This window comes from Mitsuaria sp. PDC51 (genome assembly GCF_900113225.1).
Taxonomy (GTDB): Bacteria; Pseudomonadota; Gammaproteobacteria; order Burkholderiales; family Burkholderiaceae_C; genus Roseateles.
The window spans coordinates 1-15,819 of sequence record NZ_FOZE01000003.1 but is presented as its reverse complement, the minus strand read 5'-3'; the positions used below and the strand labels follow the sequence as shown (position 1 = coordinate 15,819).

Sequence of the window (15,819 nt, the reverse complement as noted above, 5' to 3'; positions counted from 1 at the left end):
GTAGCAGTCGTTGCAGTCGCTGAGGACGCCGCGGTCGCGGGTCGCTCAGCCGGCCGGATGCACCGCGCTGGGCGTGATGACGACGCCGTCCTCGTCGGCGTAGAGCCAGTCGCCTGGACGGATCCACATGCCCTCGATTTGCACCGGCAGGTCGGCGAGCCCCGGCTCGCGGCGCTCGGTGGGCATCGGAACATGGCCGAGCGCGAAGATGCCCACGGCCGCTGCGCGCAGTTCCTCGAGGTCACGTACCGCGCCATGCACCAGCACGCCGGCCCAGCCGTTCTTCGCGGCGCTGGCGGCCAGGTTCCCGCCCAGCAGCGCGCGCCGCAGCGACGCGCCGCCATCGACCACCAGCACGCGGCCGGCCCCGAAGCTCTCGACGGCCGCCTTCACCGGCGTGTTGTCGTCCAGGCAGCGCACCGTCGCCACCGGCCCGGCGAAACGCGCCTGTCCGCCGTAGCTGCGGTACAGGCTGCCGGGCAGCCAACGGGTGGCGCCACTGCTGTCCGACTTCAGCGAGTCGCAGAGGTCGCAGGTGGAGAAACGGATTGCGGCACGGCTGGAAGCGCTGGGGCTGGTCATCGGGTCACTCCTGGAAGGGTTCGATCATCGATGCGGTCATTGGGGCGATCATCGGCGCGGTCTTCAACGCCGGCTCGTCGCGGTCGTCATCAGGCGGGCGCGCGGTCTCGCTCCGGCTCAGGCTCAGGCGGGCGGCAACACCTCGACGCGCTGGCCGTTGAACTCGACCACCTGGCCGGCACGGATCTTGGCGGTCTTGCGCAGCTCGACCTGGCCGTCGACGCGGACCTGGCCCTCGGCGATGAAGTGCCGGGCCTCGCCGCCGCTGCCGGTCAGCGCGGTGGCCTTGAGCAGCTTGTCGAGTTCGATGAAGTCGCCGCGCAGGGCGAAGGGGATGGCGGATGCGGACATCCGTGCATTCTCCGTCAGTGGCCCAGGCGCTTGATCGCCGCCTCCCGGATGCTGCTGAGCGTGGCGCGGCTGGTGGAGATCTCCACCGACAGCTTCAGGTGGAGCAGCGTCGGCACCTGCGCGGCGATGGCCGCTCTCAGCGCGGGTTCCACCTCCTCGGTGCGCGAGGCGCTGTGGGCCTGCCAGCCGTAGGCGCGGGCCAGGGCGGCGAAGTCGGGGTTGTGCAGGTCGCTGCCGCTGACGCGGCCGGGGTATTCGCGCTCCTGGTGCATGCGGATCGTGCCGTAGCTGCCGTTGTCGACGACGACGCAGATCAGCCGGCGCGCCCCTTGGGCCATGGCGGTCGACATCTCCTGGCCGGTCATCAGGAAATCGCCGTCGCCGGCGATGTTGACGACCCAGCGCTCGCGCTGCAGCAGCGCCGCGGCGACCGCCGCCGGGAAGCCGTAGCCCATCGCGCCGCTGGTCGGCGCGAGTTGCGTGCGGCCCCCTTGATGCAGCGCGGTGTAGCGATGGAAGCGATGCAGCCAGCCGCTGTAGTTGCCGGCGCCGTTGGTGAAGATGGTCTCGGCGGGCAGCAGGCGATCCAGCAGGTGCATCACCTCCGCCAGGTCCATCGGCCCCACCGGCAGCGCCTGCTGGTTGCGCTGGTAGTCGGCGCGGGCCTCGCGGGTCCACTCCAGCCAGGGCAGCTCCGCATGGCCGCCCGGCGGCCGCAGCTGCTGCAGGGCCAGCGCGGCGCCGCTCATGCTGGCCTGGATCATCTGGTCGGCCGCGTAGACACGGCCCAGTTCCTCGGGGCCCGCATGGATGTGGACCAGCTGCTGCGCCGGGCGCGGCGCCTTCAGCAGCGTGTAGCCGCCGGTGGTCATCTCACCCAGCCGCGGGCCGATCGCGAGGATCAGGTCGGACTCGGCGATGCGCCGGGCCAGCGCCGGATTGATGCCGATGCCGACATCGCCCGCATACAGCGGGTCGCGGTTGTCGTAGAGGTCCTGGAAGCGGAAGGCGCAGCCGACGGGCAGTTGCCAGGCCTGAGCGAAGTCCTGCAGCGCGGCGCAGGCCTGCGGCGTCCAGCCGCCGCCGCCGGCGATGACGAAGGGCCGCTGCGCCGCCTCGAGCCGCGCCTGCAGCTCGACCAGGTCGGCCGGCGCGGGCCAGGCCACCGCCGGCCTGGCGCGCGGCAGCACCGGCGCATCGGTGGGCTGCGTGAGCATGTCCTCGGGCAGCACCAGCACGACCGGTCCGGGGCGGCCCTGCATCGCGGTGTGGAAGGCGCGGGCGACGTATTCGGGCAGGCGAGCCGGGTCCTGCACCTCGCCAACCCATTTCGCCATGCCCAGCGTGCCGGGGCCCAACATCTGGCGGTAATCGACTTCCTGGAAGGCCTCGCGATCGCGCTGGTCGGAGGCGACCTGCCCGATGAACAGGATCATCGGCGTCGAATCCTGGAAGGCCGTGTGCAGGCCGATGCTGGCATTGGTCGCGCCGGGGCCGCGCGTCACGAAGCAGATGCCGGGCCGGCCGGTCAGCTTGCCCTGCGCCTCGGCCATGAAGGCGGCGCCGCCCTCCTGCCGGCAGGCCACGAAGCGGATGCGCTCGCGATGCTCATGGAAGCCGTCGAGGACCGCGAGATAACTCTCGCCAGGAACGCCGAAGACATCCGTGATGCCTTGCTCGATCAGGGCCTCGACGAGGACGTGACCGGCGGGACGGGTGACGGTGCGATGCTGATCCATGGCGGACCACTGTAGCGAGCAGCCCCGCCATTGCAAGCCGGCGTTCGTCCCCTGTTGCGGCGCGGCCCCGGTCAAGCCCTCGGGAGCGGCAACTATGGGTAGAACACCGCCGGGCAAGCCCCTGTTCGGGGCCAGGTCTTGCCTAGCCTGCGCTGATCCGTGGGCGATCAGCCGCGGCCCTTGCGGACCAGGCTGGCCGCGCCGACGCCCAGCAGCAGCGCCAGCGAGGCGCCGAAGAAGACCGCGTTGTTCCAGTGGCGGTCCATCAGCGCGCCGAAGATCGGCGCGGCCACCGCGAAGCCGGTATCCAGGCCCGAATAGACGGTGCCGTACACGCGTCCCGTCGCGCCCGGGGGCGCGGCGCGCTTGATCAGCATGTCGCGCGACGGGCCCGCCAGGCCGGTGCCGAAACCGGCCGTCGCCGCCGCGATCAGCGCCGCCGTCGCGGGCAGCCAGCCGGTGGCGGTCAGCGCCAGCAGCGCGGCGGCGGCGAACATCGCGCCGGCGATGTTGCGCTCCAGGTTCTGCGACTTCGCCACCAGGAAGCCGCCGACGATCATCCCCGCCGCGCCCGCCAGCATGTAGCCGGTCACCACGAAGGCGGTGCTGGCCAGGCTCACGCCGTACATCGCCGACAGCGCCGGCGAGGCGAAGCTCTGGATCGCGCTCAGCGCCGAGGTCGTGAAGAAGAAGAACGAGAAGCACAGCCACACCGACGGCAGCTTCAGGAAGGCCATCGGATGCTCGTCGACCGGCGCCTTGGCCGCGCCGGCCTTCTCATGGCCCCAGGCGCCCTGGCTGTCGTCGATCGCGTCGCGCTTGAACGCCAGCAGGGCGATCACGAACAGCGCCCAGGCCGCCGTCGCGGCGTAGCCGAGCCGCCATTGGCCGGTCGCCTCGTGCATCGAGATCAGCAGCACCGGCGCGACCGCCCAGCCGAGGTTGCCGGTGATGCCGTGCACCGAGAACGCATGGCCCAGCCGCTGCTGCGACACCCGCTTGTTGAGGATGGTGAAGTCCACCGGGTGGAAGGGCGAATTGCCCAGGCCGGCGAGCGCGGCGGCCAGCGCCAGCCCGGCGAAGCCCTGCGCCGTCCCCGCCGCCAGCGAGGCCAGCACGAAGCAGCCCAGCGCGACGAACAGCACCGGCCGGGCGCCGGTCTTGTCCACCAGGAAGCCCGACAGCGCCTGCCCCACGCCGGAGATCACGAAGAAGATCGTCACCAGCAGCCCCAGCTCGGAGTAGCTCAGGCCGAATTCCCGCATGAACACCGGGAACAGCGGCGGCAGCAGCATGTGGAAGAAGTGGGAGGTGCCGTGCGCCAAGCCGATCAGGCTGATGGTCTGGATGTCTCGCTTTGCGCTCTGCGCGGGGCTCAGCGACGGGAGCGTGGCCGCGGTGGCGGTGGTGGTGGCGGAATTCATGGGCGAAATGGTGACAGGGCCTTCACGACGGAATTACGATAGCCGGCCAAGTTCTGTCGAGTTTCCGCCATGAACCCCTCCCGCCCCGCCGTCGCCCCCCCTGCCCCCTCGGCGCGATCCCGTCCGTCCCTTGGGGGCAGCCCTTCGGGCGTCGTCGGAGCGGCCCGCGCGCCCCACGCGTCCCGGGCCTCCCGGGCGCCGCTGCCCGAGGCCCCGGGCCGCACCAGCCTGCCGCCGCTCGATCCCCGCCGCTACGCGCCCAGCGCCGAGCGCCCGGTGCGCGCCAAGTCGCGCAGCCTGGACGGGCACATGGACATCCAGGCGCACTTCCACACCTGGGGCCAGTTCGTCTTCTCGGTGACCGGCGTCGTGCGCGTCAGCACCGACCGCGCCACCTTCCTGGTGCCGCCGTCGCGCGGGGTCTGGATCCCGGCCGGCGTGGTCCATGCGGTGACGGCGGTCGAGCGCTGCGAGCTGCGCACGCTCTACCTGCTGAACCCGCCGGCGGACGCCGCGGCCTGGGCCTCGAACCGCGTGCTGGAGGTCTCGCCGCTGCTGCGGGAACTGGCGGTGCAGATGGCCCGGGACGAGGTCGAGCCGGGCGACGCCGTCGCCGATCGCGAGGCCTGGATCGGCCAGTTGATCCTGGACGAACTGCGCCGCGCGCCGACGCTGCAGCTGGGGGTCGCGCTGCCGACCGACAAGCGCCTGCGCCGGCTGTGCGAGGCGGTGCTGGCCGAGCCCATGCGCCATGCCAGCCTGGACGACTGGGCGGCCGAGGTCGGCGCGAGCGCGCGCACCGTGTCGCGGCTGTTCCGGCAGGAGCTGGGCAGCAGCTACGCCCAGTGGAGGCAGCAGGCGCTGCTGGCCGAGGCCTTGCGCTTGGCCGCGCGTCGCAAGCCGATGCAGGTGATCGCCGCGGAGCTGGGTTATGCCAGCGCCAGCGCCTTCACCGCGATGGTCACCCGCACGGTCGGCATGCCGCCGAGCCGGTTTTTCGGTCACACCTAGAATTCCGGCCCTATGGAACAGGTTCTTTACGACTTCGCCCGCCAGGACGCACAAGGCGCCACCTGCACCGCCCATGCCTGGGCCAAGGTGCCGGCGCCGCTGACGCCCAGCCAGCGCCAGCAACTGAAGGCCCGCGCCGCCGAGCTGCTCAAGGCCAAGGGCGCCGTGCTGGTGGCGCACTACTACGTGGACGGCGACCTGCAGGACCTCGCCCGGGAGACCGGCGGCATCGTGTCCGATTCGCTGGAAATGGCCCGCTTCGGCCGCGATCACGCGGCGCGGACGCTGGTCGTCGCCGGCGTGAAGTTCATGGGCGAGAGCGCCAAGATCCTCAGCCCCGAGAAGCGCGTGCTGATGCCCGACCTGGACGCCACCTGCTCGCTGGACCTGGGCTGCCCGGCCGAGGACTTCGCGGCGTTCTGCGACGCCCATCCCGACCGCACCGTGGTCGTCTACGCCAACACCAGCGCCGCGGTGAAGGCGCGCGCGGACTGGATGGTCACCAGCTCCTGCGCGCTGGAGATCGTCAGCGAGCTCAAGGCCCGCGGGGAGAAGATCCTGTGGGCGCCGGACCGCCACCTGGGCCGCTACATCCAGGATCAGACCGGCGCCGACATGCTGATGTGGAACGGCGCCTGCATCGTGCATGACGAGTTCAAGGGCCTGGAGCTGGAGCTGCTGCGCGAGCAGCATCCGGACGCGATGATCCTGGTCCATCCGGAGTCGCCGGCCTCGGTGGTGGCGCAGGCGGACGTGGTGGGCTCGACCTCGGCGCTGATCAAGGCGGTGGTCGAGGGCAGCGCGCGCGAGTATGTCGTCGCGACCGACAACGGCATCCTGCATGCGATGCGCCAGCTGGCACCGGGCAAGGTGTTGATCGAGGCGCCGACGGCGGGCAACAGCGCGACCTGCAAGAGTTGCGCGCACTGTCCGTGGATGGCGATGAATGGGCTGCAGGGCCTGGTCGATTGCCTGGAGCACGGCAGCGGGGAGATCTTCGTCGAGGAGCCGATCCGCTCGCAGGCGCTGGGGTGCATCGACCGCATGCTGGACTTCACCGCTCAGCTCAAGGCCCGCCAGGCGGCCGGTGCGCTGGTGCCGGGCATCGGCGCCGCCTGAGGGCGGCGCAAGACCCCTCACCCCCACCCTCTCCCCGCACGCGGGGCGAGGGAGTCATACCGCCCGGTCATCCCCTCGCCCCCGAAGGGGGAGAGGGCGAGGGTGAGGGTGAGGGGGTTCGCCGCAGGACCGCGATGCCAACCTCACGCCCCACACGAACGAGGGTCGCCGGGGGGCTTTTCATTTGCGCCGGAGCGCGCGATGCTGCGCTCCATCCCCGGTCATCCCGGCCAACCCGGCCACTCCGCAGGACGCGCCCATGGACTTCACCTCGCTCTACAACCACCACGAACGCGAAGTGTTCGCCGCGGTGATGGAATCCGCGCCGCAGTATCCCGAGATCCACCGCGAGCCCGAGCTGCTGGCCGATGTCGCCTGCGTCGCGCTCAACCGCCTGCCGCCGCGCTACATCCGCCATGCGGTCGACTACTCGTTCTACCTGACCGAGCAGGAACGCCACGACGTCGACGCCGCGATCAAGGAAGCGGTCGCCCACGCCTTCGAATTCGTGCAGTCGCGCAGCGCGCTGCGGGCGAGACAGCGCTAGGCCAGGCGCCCGCCCCGCTCAGCGCGTGTTGCCGTTGCGCACCAGCACGGTGGGCAGGCTGGCGGGCAGCGTGCGCGGATAGTCGCGGCTGTAGTGCAGCCCGCGGCTTTCATGCCGCAGCAGGGCCGAGCGCACGATCAGCTCCGCGCAATCGACCAGGTTGCGCAGCTCCAGCAGGTCGCGGCTGACGCGGAAGTTGGCGTAGTAGTCGTCGATCTCCGCGCGCAGCAGGTCGATGCGGTGCAGCGCCCGCTGCAGCCGCTTGGTCGTGCGCACGATGCCGACGTAGTTCCACATCAGCAGCCGCAGCTCGTCCCAGTTGTGGGCGATGACCACCTGCTCGTCCGCATCCTCGACCTGGCTCTCGTCCCAGGCGGGCAGCGGCGCGGGGTCGAGCTCTGGCTGCGACAGGATGTCGGCGGCGCACCCGCGGCCGAGCACGACGCACTCCAGCAGCGAGTTGCTCGCCAGCCGGTTGGCGCCGTGCAGGCCGGTGTGGGCGGTCTCGCCGACGGCATACAGGCCGGGCAGGTCGGCGCGGCCCTGCAGGTCGGACACGACGCCACCGCAGGTGAAGTGCACGGCCGGCACGACCGGGATGGGCTGGCGCGCGATGTCGATGCCCAGCGCCAGGCAGCGCGCGTGGATGGTCGGGAAATGTTCCTTGAGGAAGGCCTCGCCCAGGTGGGTGGCGTCCAGCCAGACGTGGTCCAGGCCGTGCTTCTTCATCTCGAAGTCGATCGCCCGGGCGACGACGTCGCGCGGCGCGAGCTCCAGGCGTTCGTCATGCGCCGCCATGAAGCGGGTGCCGTCCGGCAGCTTGAGATGACCACCCTCGCCGCGCAGCGCCTCGGTGATCAGGAAGCTGCGTTCCTGCGGGTGGTAGAGGCAGGTCGGGTGGAACTGGATGAACTCCATGTTGGCGATGCGGCAGCCCGCTCGCCAGGCCATGGCGATGCCGTCGCCGGTGGAGGTGTCCGGATTGGTCGTGTAGCGATAGACCTTGCCGGCGCCGCCGGTGGCCATCACCACGGCGCGGGCGGCGATCGCGTCCACGCGCTGCGCGTCCATGTCGAGCGCGTAGATGCCGTAGCAGCGTGACGGCTCCTCGCGCTGCACATGGCGCGAGGTGATCAGGTCCAGCGCCATCCAGCGCTGGCGCAGCTCGATGTTGGGATGGGCCGCGGCCTTGGCCAGCAGCGCGTCGTGGATGGCCTTGCCGGTCGCGTCGGCGGCGTGGGCGATGCGGCGCACGGCGTGGCCGCCCTCGCGGGTCAGGTGCAGGCCCAGCGGGCCCTGCTCGTCGGGGGTGAACGGGACGCCCTGCTCGACCAGCCAGCCGACGGCGTCGGCGCTGCGTTCGGCGATGAAGCGGGCGGTGGCCTCGTCGACCAGGCCGGCGCCCGCGTCCTGCGTGTCGCGGACGTGGCTCTCGATGCTGTCGTCGGACCCGAGCACGCCGACGATGCCGCCCTGGGCCCAGGCCGTGGCGGCCTCGTTGAGCTCCCGCTTCGCCAGGACGATCACCGGCACCCGATCGGCCAGGTGCAGCGCCACGGTCAGTCCGGCCAGGCCGGCACCCACGATCACCACCGGCGTCTGCGCGGCACCGGTCGGAACAGCTGCTGTCATCGTCATCGCCCCGTCACCAGGGCGTCATCGCTTGGGAGTCGGCGATTCTACGAGCGGTCAAATCGGCCCGCGGCAACCGGAGCCGCGAAGCCCCGCGCTCAAGCCAGCATCGACTGCTGCGCAAAGATGCCCGCCATCGCGCCCTGCGACGAAGCCTGGGTGACCGAAGGCAGGAAGGGCGTGGCCAGGTCGCCGGCGGCGTAGATGCCGGGCACGCTGGTCTGGCGGCGGTCGTCGACCTGGAGAACGATGCCGGTGGGCGTGTCGATCGTGGCCAGGCCCAGCGATTCATGCAGGCTGGCGGACGGCTTGTTGCGCGGGTGGGCAAACAGCACGTCCACCGCGACGTGGCGGCCGGCATCGAGATGGACGGCGGCGATGCGGCCCTCTTGATGGGCGATCTCGACGATCCGGCCTTCGACGACAGGGATGCCGCGGTTGGCAAGATCGGCCTGGACCTCGGGCGGCATGTCGTGCCCGTTGGCGAAGACGGTCAGTTGGTCGGTCCAGTGCTGGAAGAGCCGCGCCGACTGGTGGGACTGCGGGCTGGACCAGAGCAGGCCCCAGTGCTGACCGGCGACCTCGAAACCATCGCAGTAGGGACAGGGCACGATCGACGTGCCCCAGCAGTCCGCGAAGCCGGGAACGCTCGGCATCTGATCGGCCACGCCATAACTCAGGATCACGCGGCGTGCCCGACGGCGTTCGCCATCCCCGGTGAGGACCGAGAAATCGTCGATGGCGCCGGTGACGCTGTCCGCCCGCGCATTGACCAGCTTGACCGTCGGGTAACGCGCCAGTTGCCGCCGCGCCTCGGCCAGGATGTCCAGCGGCGACTTGTGATCGTGGCCGAGCAGGCCATGCGAATGGCCGGCGAAGCGATTACGCGGCAGACCGGTGTCCAGGACAGTGACCTGGCGGCGGGCGCGGCCGAGCTGCAGGGCGGCGGCGAGGCCGGCAAAGCTGCCGCCGATGATGATGACGTCATCCATGGTGAGGGCTCCGTGTTGCAAGGGGAGTACGCAAGCTTGCGTCAATTATTGGACTTTCAAGTCCAGTAATGTGCGGCCGCTATAGTGAACTGTCAAGTCCACTAATTGCGCCCATGTCTTCGACCCCGACTCCCGCTCCCAAGCCCCAACGCGGGCGGCCACGCGATCCGGAGCGCAGCCGACGCATCCTGGAGGCGGCGCAGAAGCACTTCAACGAGCACGGCCTGGAGCGTGCCAGCGTGGACGCGATCGCCGCGGACGCGGGGGTCTCCAAGATGACCGTCTACAACAACTTCGGCTCGAAGGAAGGGCTGTTCCAGGCGGTCGTGCGCGACCGGTCGGCACCGGTGGTGGCGGGCGTCCCGGGCGCCGGGGCGCTGGATCCGGAGCAGCCCGAGAAGGCGCTGCTCGCGATCGGCACCCGCTTCCTGGCACTCGCGCGCGGCGATGACGCCCTGGGGGCGTTGCGCGCCATCTACGGCGTCGCGGGGGTGCAGCCGGAAGCCTGCCAGGCGTTCTACCGGGAAGGCCCGGAGCGCGTGATGGGCGAGCTGGCCGCCTACCTGCGCCGAGCCCACGCGGCCGGCACGCTGAAAGTGCGGCACCCGCCTCAGGCCGCGGACCTGTTCCTGTCGATGTTCTTCGGCTCCGCGCACATGCGCGGGCTGCTGAAGCTGGAGGCGCCGGATCCCCGCGAGAACCGCGCGCTTCTGCGCGAGGCCGTGCGGGTCTTCATGGCGGCATACGGCGCATGAGCGCCTTCATCGGCTTGGACGCCAGGACGGGGTCTGAAGACGTTCCTAGAACACCGGCTTCTCGCCGGCCAGCACCCGCAGGTCGTCGAGCAGCTGGAGCTGATCGTGGGCCTTGTCGTAGAAGCCGTCGGCGCCGTGCTTCTCGCACAGCGAGCGGTAGAAGTCCGGGTCGCGGCTGCTGAGCACCCACAGCTTGCCGGTGTAGCCGCCGCGGCGCGCGCGGCTCAGCACATGCATGCCAGAACCCACCTGCAGGTTGAGGTCGACCAGCACCACGTCCGGCTTGAGCGCCGGGATCGCCTGGACCGCGTCCTCTTCGCTGTCCGCGTAGCCCACCACCTCGACGAAGGCCAGGCCTTCGAAGAGCCGCAGGAACTGCGTGCGAATGAACTCGGAATCCTCGACGAGCAAAACACGCATGCCCTTTTCCCTTCCCCGGTCTGAATGCAGCGATGCATTCTGGCGCGAGGCCGAATCACGCAGCGGCGTCAGGGGCGTCGAGTTCGCAACGGGTCGTATCCGGCGCGCGAGCTGCGCACCGGAGACGACGCCGCCGAAGCGGGTTCCGCAAGCGCGTGAGGACGGCCGGTTCAGACCACGACGGCGATCGCCGTGCACACGCCGCCGAAGCCGGCCGCGGAAGCGAGGAAGGTGACGTCGCGCCGCTCGCTGCCGCCCCGCCAGGCCATCAGGGCGACAAGGGCCAGGGTCCCGGTGAAGAGCAGTCCGGCGATGACAGGCGTGGTGAGGAGGTCCAAGGTCGTGAGCGGCGAGGTGGAAGGATGGCCGCAGTGTGGGCGGCCCGCCGGGGCCGCTCAAGGCCGGACTTCCTGGGCGCCGCTGCGGCTTTGCCGAAGCGACGGCCCTCCCCGCCTGGGATCAGCCGACCGTGATGGTCCTGGGTTCGAGGAAGGCTTCCAGGCCCATCACCCCGAACTCCCGTCCCTGCCCCGACAGCTTCACGCCGCCGAACGGCGCGAGCAGGTCGGGCGCGACGCGGTTGACCAGCACCGTGCCGGTCTCGATCCGCCCGGCCACGCGGCGGGCCCGCGCTTCATCGGCCGAGAACACATAGCCCTGGAGGCCGTAGGGCGAGTCGTTGGCGATTGCGATCGCCTGTTCCTCCGAGTCCACCGGCAGGATGGACAGCACCGGCCCGAAGATCTCCTCGCGCGCGATGTCCATGTCGTTGCGCACGTCGGTGAAGACGGTGGGTCGCACGAACCAGCCGCGCGTCAGTCCCTCGGGGCGACCTTCGCCGCCGACCACCAGGGTCGCGCCCTGTTCCTGGCCGCGCCGGATGTAGCGCTGGATGCGCTCGAACTGGGTACGGCTGACCATCGGGCCGATCGCCGTCGCCGGATCGCGCGGATCGCCGACGCGCATCGTCGCGACCGCGGTCCGCACCTGCTCGACGACCTCGGCCAGCCGCGCGCGCGGCACCAGCAGCCGCGTGCCGGCGACGCAGGCCTGCCCGCTGTTCATGAAGGCCGCGCCCAGGGCCAGCGGCACGGCGACGCGCAGGTCGGCATCGTCGAGCAGCAGCGAGGCCGACTTGCCGGTGAGCGCCAGGCTCACCCGCTTCATCGAGTCCACCGCGGCGCGCGCGATCAACTGGCCGGTCGGCGTCGAGCCGGTGAAGGACAGCTTGGCCACGCCGGGATGGGTGCCGATTTCGGCGCCCACGTCGGCGCCGCGGCCGGTCACGACGTTGACGACGCCCGGTGGCAGGTCCGCGTCATGGATCGCGCGGGTGATCACCAGCGCCTGCCAGGGGCTCAGCTCGCTGGGCTTGATCACCGTCGCGCAGCCCGCGGCGATGGCCGCGGCGAGCTTGCTGGCGATGGTCCCCGCGGCGGCATTCCACGGCGCGAAGAGCCCGGACACGCCGACCGGCCGCATCTGCAGGATCGACACGCCGTCCACGCCCACGGGCCGCTCGAAGACATAACTCGACAGCGTGCGGGCGGCGTCGCCGAAGCACTGCGACGCGTAGCTGGCCACCCATTGGGAGCGCGCCACCGGGCCGCCGTACTCGAGGATGGAGGACTCGCGCAGCGCATCGGCATTCGCGAGCATCGCGACCTGCAGCCGCTCCAGCATGGCCACGCGGTCCGCCACCGCGGTGCGGCCGAAGTCGGGCTGCGCGCGGACGGCGGCCTCGATCGCGCGGCGCGCGTCTTCGCGACTGGCCATGCGCGCGCGGCCGATCACCGTCTCGTCCGCGGGGTTGACGATGTCGACCTCTTCCTCGCCGGTGGCGGGGAGGAAGCGGCCGTCGATGTAGGTCTGGTCGACGTGGATCATGGCGGACGGGGCCCTGCGGCCTCAAGCTGCGATGCGCTCAATGTAGGAAGCGATCGGCCGCTTGATAAGCCATACGAAGGTTGCGACCGCGCCGCCGGATCCGGCGGCCGGGGTCAGGCCTTCTTGGCGACCAGCGTGAGGATGGTCGGCCCCGACGCCGACCGGTACTGCTCGCAGTCCGGCGCCTGCGGGTCCTTCCATCCCCCCGCCCTTCCCAGGGAAGCGCTCGAGTTGCCCTCTGCCGTCAACGGTGCATGCCACTTCGTCCGCATGCACGCCCTCGGGGAGCGTCGAGCGGTAAGCCACCGCATCAAGGCCGGGCCCTTCGGGTAGCTGGGCGGCCAGCCTTGGACGCGGTGACTTACGCGGAAGCCAAGTCAGCGGTCAGCTCGCAGCTCAAATTGAACGTCGGCGCCGGGTCCATGCCAGCGGCCTCCTCGAAGTAACTCACGCTGCCCTCGTACTCGATGGAGAAGAGGAAGCCTTTCACGCACCACACTTTGGCGGTTAGCTCGCCCATGTCGGGCAACTCCGCTCGCACCTCCGCAATGAGCAGCTCCGTCGTCTTGTTTGGGAACGACAGCGTCTCATCGAAGCTCGGACGGCCGCCCTTCATCCTGTAGAAGTTGACTTCAACGCCTTCGGGAAGCCGCTGGACCTTGTTGATTGCCTGCACTTGCCTGTCCCACAGCTCCGCGATGGAGCTATCCAAGCGTTCGCGCACGCACCCAAGCACCAAGCCTTCCAACTCGGACAGGTGGGAGCCTCTACCCAGCAGTTTTGCAAGCAGGTTCTTCATTTTGGGCACGTGCGGTCGTTGCTCATCTCGGCACCGGCACCTTGTAGGCGTTCGGGGAAACGAGTCCATTGCTAAGAGCGTGCCCGACATCGGGTTTTCGGCTCTCCATGCGCTACTTGCCGAACCGTTCGGTGAGCAGTCGGAGCGACACCGTGTATACGGCAACCACGGCAAAGAGGACCGGCGGCTACAGTATGGTTTTCAGCAACTGGTATGCATGCCATTGCACGCTCCCATGTACGCTCATGAGATATAGGACTCCACCCGTGAGATTGCATTGCGCAGTAGCGTCCTAAGCACAGTCCTCTCGCGATCATTTAGCAAGGGATGGCATTTGGAGCCTTCAGGCGTGACTGCCGGCAAGTTGTTGCCGTAGAACAACTTGGCATATGCCGACTTGGCTTCTCTTTGCTGAGACATCTCGCTCGTCATGAAGGAGTTTCCAAGCGAGCGTGCCAAGTCCTCCAGGGCATTCCATGCTTCCAGTAGCACTCGCGCCGAGCGCTCTGATAGCGGACGGCTGGGTCGTAATGAGTGGAGAACCGATCTCACAGTTTGGAGATCGATGACCTGAGCCTCTGCCCCATGGACGGCCAAACCATTGAGACGTGCTGCTTGAGCGAGCTCTTGCGCAGAGCGAGCAACCAGGATATTGGACGAACCCCGCGCCAATGCATATTCGTCAGGCCCAGAACCGCCATCGCGCCACAGCAGATACCGCGCGCCACCAGCGAGTACCCAGCGCACGACATAAAACGCCTCGACAGTCATTTTCGGCCTCTCTCGCGGTGCTTCTTGATCCGCTGTACTCCGAGCCGGGCCTAGGTCTTTCGCTCGTGGATCATCGCAACCTGCACAGTTCTCTTCTGGCTTGCTCGGGTGCTACTCCGCCAGTTAGACCAACGGCAGCGGCAGCGGCAGCGAGAGGAAAAACGCCTAATCATTCGCAGAGTCCTCCCTCCAATATGCCAAGTCTCACGCGGCCGCCACACGGCAAATGAGCGCCGCCGATATTCGTCACGTCTCAACCGACTTCATGCCTTGAATTGCCGGATTAAAGTCTGTCGGGAATATTGTGCCAACATCATATTTGGCGCCTTGAAATTTCGCCCCTTCCCAAAGCACTCCACTTAAATCTGCGTGGCGAAAGTCAGTGGCGCAGTCCTCAATGGAGCTTGAAAAATCCGCCCCCCTAATATCTGCCCCGTGCAAATCTGCCAATTGAAAATCAGCCTCATTAAATACCCCTCCTTTTAGCGAGGCCCGATGCAATCGGGCACGGTAGAACGACGCTCTATAACAGTCCACGCCATTCAGATTAGCGTCATCTAGCAACGCATCTGCAAAGTTGGCCCCCTCCAAGTTCCAACCTTTTAAATCCGCCCGCGTCAAATTGGCACCATCGAAATCTTTCGATGCAAGGTCGCGTGCGCCCACCGCTATAGGAACGCCATCAACGGAAACGATTTGCGGTTGAGTAGATGCCATTGTTATTTAGTTGCGAGTCCACCAAGGAGCAAGCCAGGAATACAAATTTCCGGAAATGCAAGACACGCAGCGGCACAAACAACTAGCCCGCCACCAATGGCCACTTTGCTGGCCGTCGATGGTGAACTCGAAGAGGGCGACGGCGTCGATTGAGGGACGCTTTGATTCGCACCCTGACCGCCGTTCTTACAGTCATCGTCGGGACAGCCGCATTTCTCGTTGTATTTTTCGATGTCCCTTTTCTGGAATTCCCTCTCACTTTCCATTCGCTCAGCATGACCAAGTTGACTATAACGAATGGGCAACCCGGGTATAGATGGATTTACCGGCAATTTCTGATTATTCTCGTAAAGTTCGCGTGCGTATTTCGCAATGAAATCGCTGCGACGCTTTATTTTATCCTGCAGTTGGCGGCACTCCATACTATCCGGACTCAATTTTCGCGGAGCCAGTCCCAGTGGATCGCTATAACTTAGTGGATTGGCCCCTACATAACCATAGGTCGACATGCCGCCTCCCGCTAGGCCGATGGGATCAGATTGGATATACCTCCCCGTCGTCCCGTCATAGTCCCGGAAGTAGTTGTAGTTCAACCCGGACTCGCTGTCATAGTACTGCCCGGGGAAACGCAGATTGAACGTGATCGGTGAGAGCCCCGCCGGCGCCTGCTCTGGCTGCGTCGTGCCGAAGGGCTCGCTGATCCAGCGCCAGCGCGCGGCATCGCTCTTGTCGATGAGCACGCGCGGTGCGTTCAGGTGATCCGCGTACGCGAGCAGCGGCAGCGGTGACGCCACCGATCCAACGATCACCGCCACGGGCGTGTCGCCCAGCCAGACGAACTCCTGCACCACGCCCGAGGCGTTGTACTCGCCCAGCAGATGCCCTTGCTGGTCGTACACGAAGTCCCTCAGCCCCGCGCTGTGCTCCTTGTGCACCCGCTGCCCGCCCGCGTCGTATTGGTAGGTCGTCGTCAGGCCATTTTTGGTGAGCGTGCCCAGCCGGTTGTCCAGTCGGATCGTCGTGGTGTACGCCAGGCCCGTGTCGCTGAGCGTGTTGCCCGCCGCGTCGTAGCC

Annotated in this window: 17 protein-coding genes; 4 read left to right on the top strand and 13 right to left on the bottom strand. The window is 68.3% G+C overall.

Annotated features, from left to right (window positions below):
- Positions 1-45: 45 nt before the first annotated feature.
- The 4 genes from rraA to BM393_RS20550 form a co-directional block, all read right to left on the bottom strand.
- Positions 46-582, bottom strand: a complete 537-nt coding sequence (rraA, locus tag BM393_RS20565; RefSeq protein WP_091732022.1) for a ribonuclease E activity regulator RraA — start codon at positions 580-582, stop codon at positions 46-48.
- Between the two features lie 123 nt (positions 583-705).
- Positions 706-933, bottom strand: a complete 228-nt coding sequence (locus BM393_RS20560) for an RNA-binding S4 domain-containing protein (RefSeq protein WP_091732018.1) — start codon at positions 931-933, stop codon at positions 706-708.
- Between the two features lie 14 nt (positions 934-947).
- Positions 948-2,672: a thiamine pyrophosphate-binding protein gene (locus tag BM393_RS20555; RefSeq protein WP_091732014.1), complete on the bottom strand. Its 1,725-nt coding sequence runs from the start codon at positions 2,670-2,672 to the stop codon at positions 948-950.
- A gap of 167 nt (positions 2,673-2,839) precedes the next feature.
- A complete protein-coding gene (locus tag BM393_RS20550; protein WP_091732010.1) occupies positions 2,840-4,096 on the bottom strand; it encodes an MFS transporter in 1,257 nt (418 codons plus the stop codon).
- 69 nt (positions 4,097-4,165) lie between these two features.
- Between BM393_RS20550 and BM393_RS20545 the strand changes: the two genes are divergently transcribed.
- The 3 genes from BM393_RS20545 to BM393_RS20535 all read left to right on the top strand — a co-directional run bounded on the left by BM393_RS20545 (position 4,166) and on the right by BM393_RS20535 (position 6,773).
- Positions 4,166-5,107: a helix-turn-helix domain-containing protein gene (locus BM393_RS20545; RefSeq protein WP_091732007.1), complete on the top strand. Its 942-nt coding sequence runs from the start codon at positions 4,166-4,168 to the stop codon at positions 5,105-5,107.
- Between the two features lie 12 nt (positions 5,108-5,119).
- A complete protein-coding gene (gene nadA / locus BM393_RS20540) occupies positions 5,120-6,226 on the top strand; it encodes a quinolinate synthase NadA (protein ID WP_091732003.1) in 1,107 nt (368 codons plus the stop codon).
- A gap of 259 nt (positions 6,227-6,485) precedes the next feature.
- Positions 6,486-6,773 (top strand): late competence development ComFB family protein, encoded by a 288-nt coding sequence (locus BM393_RS20535; RefSeq protein ID WP_091731999.1) that lies wholly within the window; start codon positions 6,486-6,488, stop codon positions 6,771-6,773.
- Positions 6,774-6,791: 18 nt separating this feature from the next.
- On the opposite strand, the gene nadB is transcribed toward BM393_RS20535, so the two are convergent.
- Together nadB and BM393_RS20525 are read right to left on the bottom strand one after the other, a co-directional pair.
- Entirely contained in the window at positions 6,792-8,405 is a 1,614-nt protein-coding gene (gene nadB, locus BM393_RS20530) for an L-aspartate oxidase (RefSeq protein ID WP_091733767.1), read from the bottom strand.
- A gap of 98 nt (positions 8,406-8,503) precedes the next feature.
- Positions 8,504-9,397 carry an NAD(P)/FAD-dependent oxidoreductase gene (locus BM393_RS20525; RefSeq protein WP_091731996.1) on the bottom strand — a complete coding sequence of 298 codons (894 nt, stop codon included), beginning with the start codon at positions 9,395-9,397 and terminating at the stop codon, positions 8,504-8,506.
- A gap of 113 nt (positions 9,398-9,510) precedes the next feature.
- Here BM393_RS20525 and BM393_RS20520 point away from each other — a divergent pair, with 113 nt between their 5' ends.
- A complete protein-coding gene (locus BM393_RS20520; protein WP_091731992.1) occupies positions 9,511-10,152 on the top strand; it encodes a TetR/AcrR family transcriptional regulator in 642 nt (213 codons plus the stop codon).
- A gap of 45 nt (positions 10,153-10,197) precedes the next feature.
- On the opposite strand, the gene BM393_RS20515 is transcribed toward BM393_RS20520, so the two are convergent.
- The 7 genes from BM393_RS20515 to BM393_RS20490 all read right to left on the bottom strand — a co-directional run.
- The gene (locus BM393_RS20515; protein ID WP_091731985.1) at positions 10,198-10,572 is read right to left on the bottom strand and encodes a response regulator transcription factor; all 375 of its coding nucleotides are present in this window, start codon (positions 10,570-10,572) and stop codon (positions 10,198-10,200) included.
- A gap of 170 nt (positions 10,573-10,742) precedes the next feature.
- Positions 10,743-10,910 (bottom strand): hypothetical protein, encoded by a 168-nt coding sequence (locus BM393_RS25850; protein ID WP_175538442.1) that lies wholly within the window; start codon positions 10,908-10,910, stop codon positions 10,743-10,745.
- A 121-nt stretch (positions 10,911-11,031) separates the two neighbouring features.
- Complete coding sequence (locus BM393_RS20510) at positions 11,032-12,459, bottom strand: aldehyde dehydrogenase family protein (RefSeq protein WP_091731980.1); 1,428 nt, start codon at positions 12,457-12,459, stop codon at positions 11,032-11,034.
- 361 nt (positions 12,460-12,820) lie between these two features.
- Entirely contained in the window at positions 12,821-13,258 is a 438-nt protein-coding gene (locus BM393_RS25845) for a hypothetical protein (protein ID WP_175538441.1), read from the bottom strand.
- A 243-nt stretch (positions 13,259-13,501) separates the two neighbouring features.
- Positions 13,502-14,029 carry a hypothetical protein gene (locus tag BM393_RS25400; protein WP_141225422.1) on the bottom strand — a complete coding sequence of 176 codons (528 nt, stop codon included), beginning with the start codon at positions 14,027-14,029 and terminating at the stop codon, positions 13,502-13,504.
- Between the two features lie 246 nt (positions 14,030-14,275).
- Positions 14,276-14,746: a pentapeptide repeat-containing protein gene (locus BM393_RS20495; protein ID WP_091731973.1), complete on the bottom strand. Its 471-nt coding sequence runs from the start codon at positions 14,744-14,746 to the stop codon at positions 14,276-14,278.
- Positions 14,747-14,748: 2 nt separating this feature from the next.
- Positions 14,749-15,819: RHS repeat domain-containing protein (locus tag BM393_RS20490; protein ID WP_141225421.1), on the bottom strand; the 1,071-nt coding region annotated here is incomplete at its 5' end.

Bases quoted from the DNA above. Each gene is read 5' to 3' on its own strand.
- rraA (WP_091732022.1), bottom strand. From the start codon at position 582: ATGACCAGCCCCAGCGCTTCCAGCCGTGCCGCAATCCGTTTCTCCACC.
- BM393_RS20560 (WP_091732018.1), bottom strand. From the start codon at position 933: ATGTCCGCATCCGCCATCCCCTTCGCCCTGCGCGGCGACTTCATCGAA.
- BM393_RS20555 (WP_091732014.1), bottom strand. From the start codon at position 2,672: ATGGATCAGCATCGCACCGTCACCCGTCCCGCCGGTCACGTCCTCGTC.
- BM393_RS20550 (WP_091732010.1), bottom strand. From the start codon at position 4,096: ATGAATTCCGCCACCACCACCGCCACCGCGGCCACGCTCCCGTCGCTG.
- BM393_RS20545 (WP_091732007.1), top strand. From the start codon at position 4,166: ATGAACCCCTCCCGCCCCGCCGTCGCCCCCCCTGCCCCCTCGGCGCGA.
- nadA (WP_091732003.1), top strand. From the start codon at position 5,120: ATGGAACAGGTTCTTTACGACTTCGCCCGCCAGGACGCACAAGGCGCC.
- BM393_RS20535 (WP_091731999.1), top strand. From the start codon at position 6,486: ATGGACTTCACCTCGCTCTACAACCACCACGAACGCGAAGTGTTCGCC.
- nadB (WP_091733767.1), bottom strand. From the start codon at position 8,405: ATGACAGCAGCTGTTCCGACCGGTGCCGCGCAGACGCCGGTGGTGATC.
- BM393_RS20525 (WP_091731996.1), bottom strand. From the start codon at position 9,397: ATGGATGACGTCATCATCATCGGCGGCAGCTTTGCCGGCCTCGCCGCC.
- BM393_RS20520 (WP_091731992.1), top strand. From the start codon at position 9,511: ATGTCTTCGACCCCGACTCCCGCTCCCAAGCCCCAACGCGGGCGGCCA.
- BM393_RS20515 (WP_091731985.1), bottom strand. From the start codon at position 10,572: ATGCGTGTTTTGCTCGTCGAGGATTCCGAGTTCATTCGCACGCAGTTC.
- BM393_RS20510 (WP_091731980.1), bottom strand. From the start codon at position 12,459: ATGATCCACGTCGACCAGACCTACATCGACGGCCGCTTCCTCCCCGCC.
- BM393_RS25845 (WP_175538441.1), bottom strand. From the start codon at position 13,258: ATGAAGAACCTGCTTGCAAAACTGCTGGGTAGAGGCTCCCACCTGTCC.
- BM393_RS25400 (WP_141225422.1), bottom strand. From the start codon at position 14,029: ATGACTGTCGAGGCGTTTTATGTCGTGCGCTGGGTACTCGCTGGTGGC.
- BM393_RS20495 (WP_091731973.1), bottom strand. From the start codon at position 14,746: ATGGCATCTACTCAACCGCAAATCGTTTCCGTTGATGGCGTTCCTATA.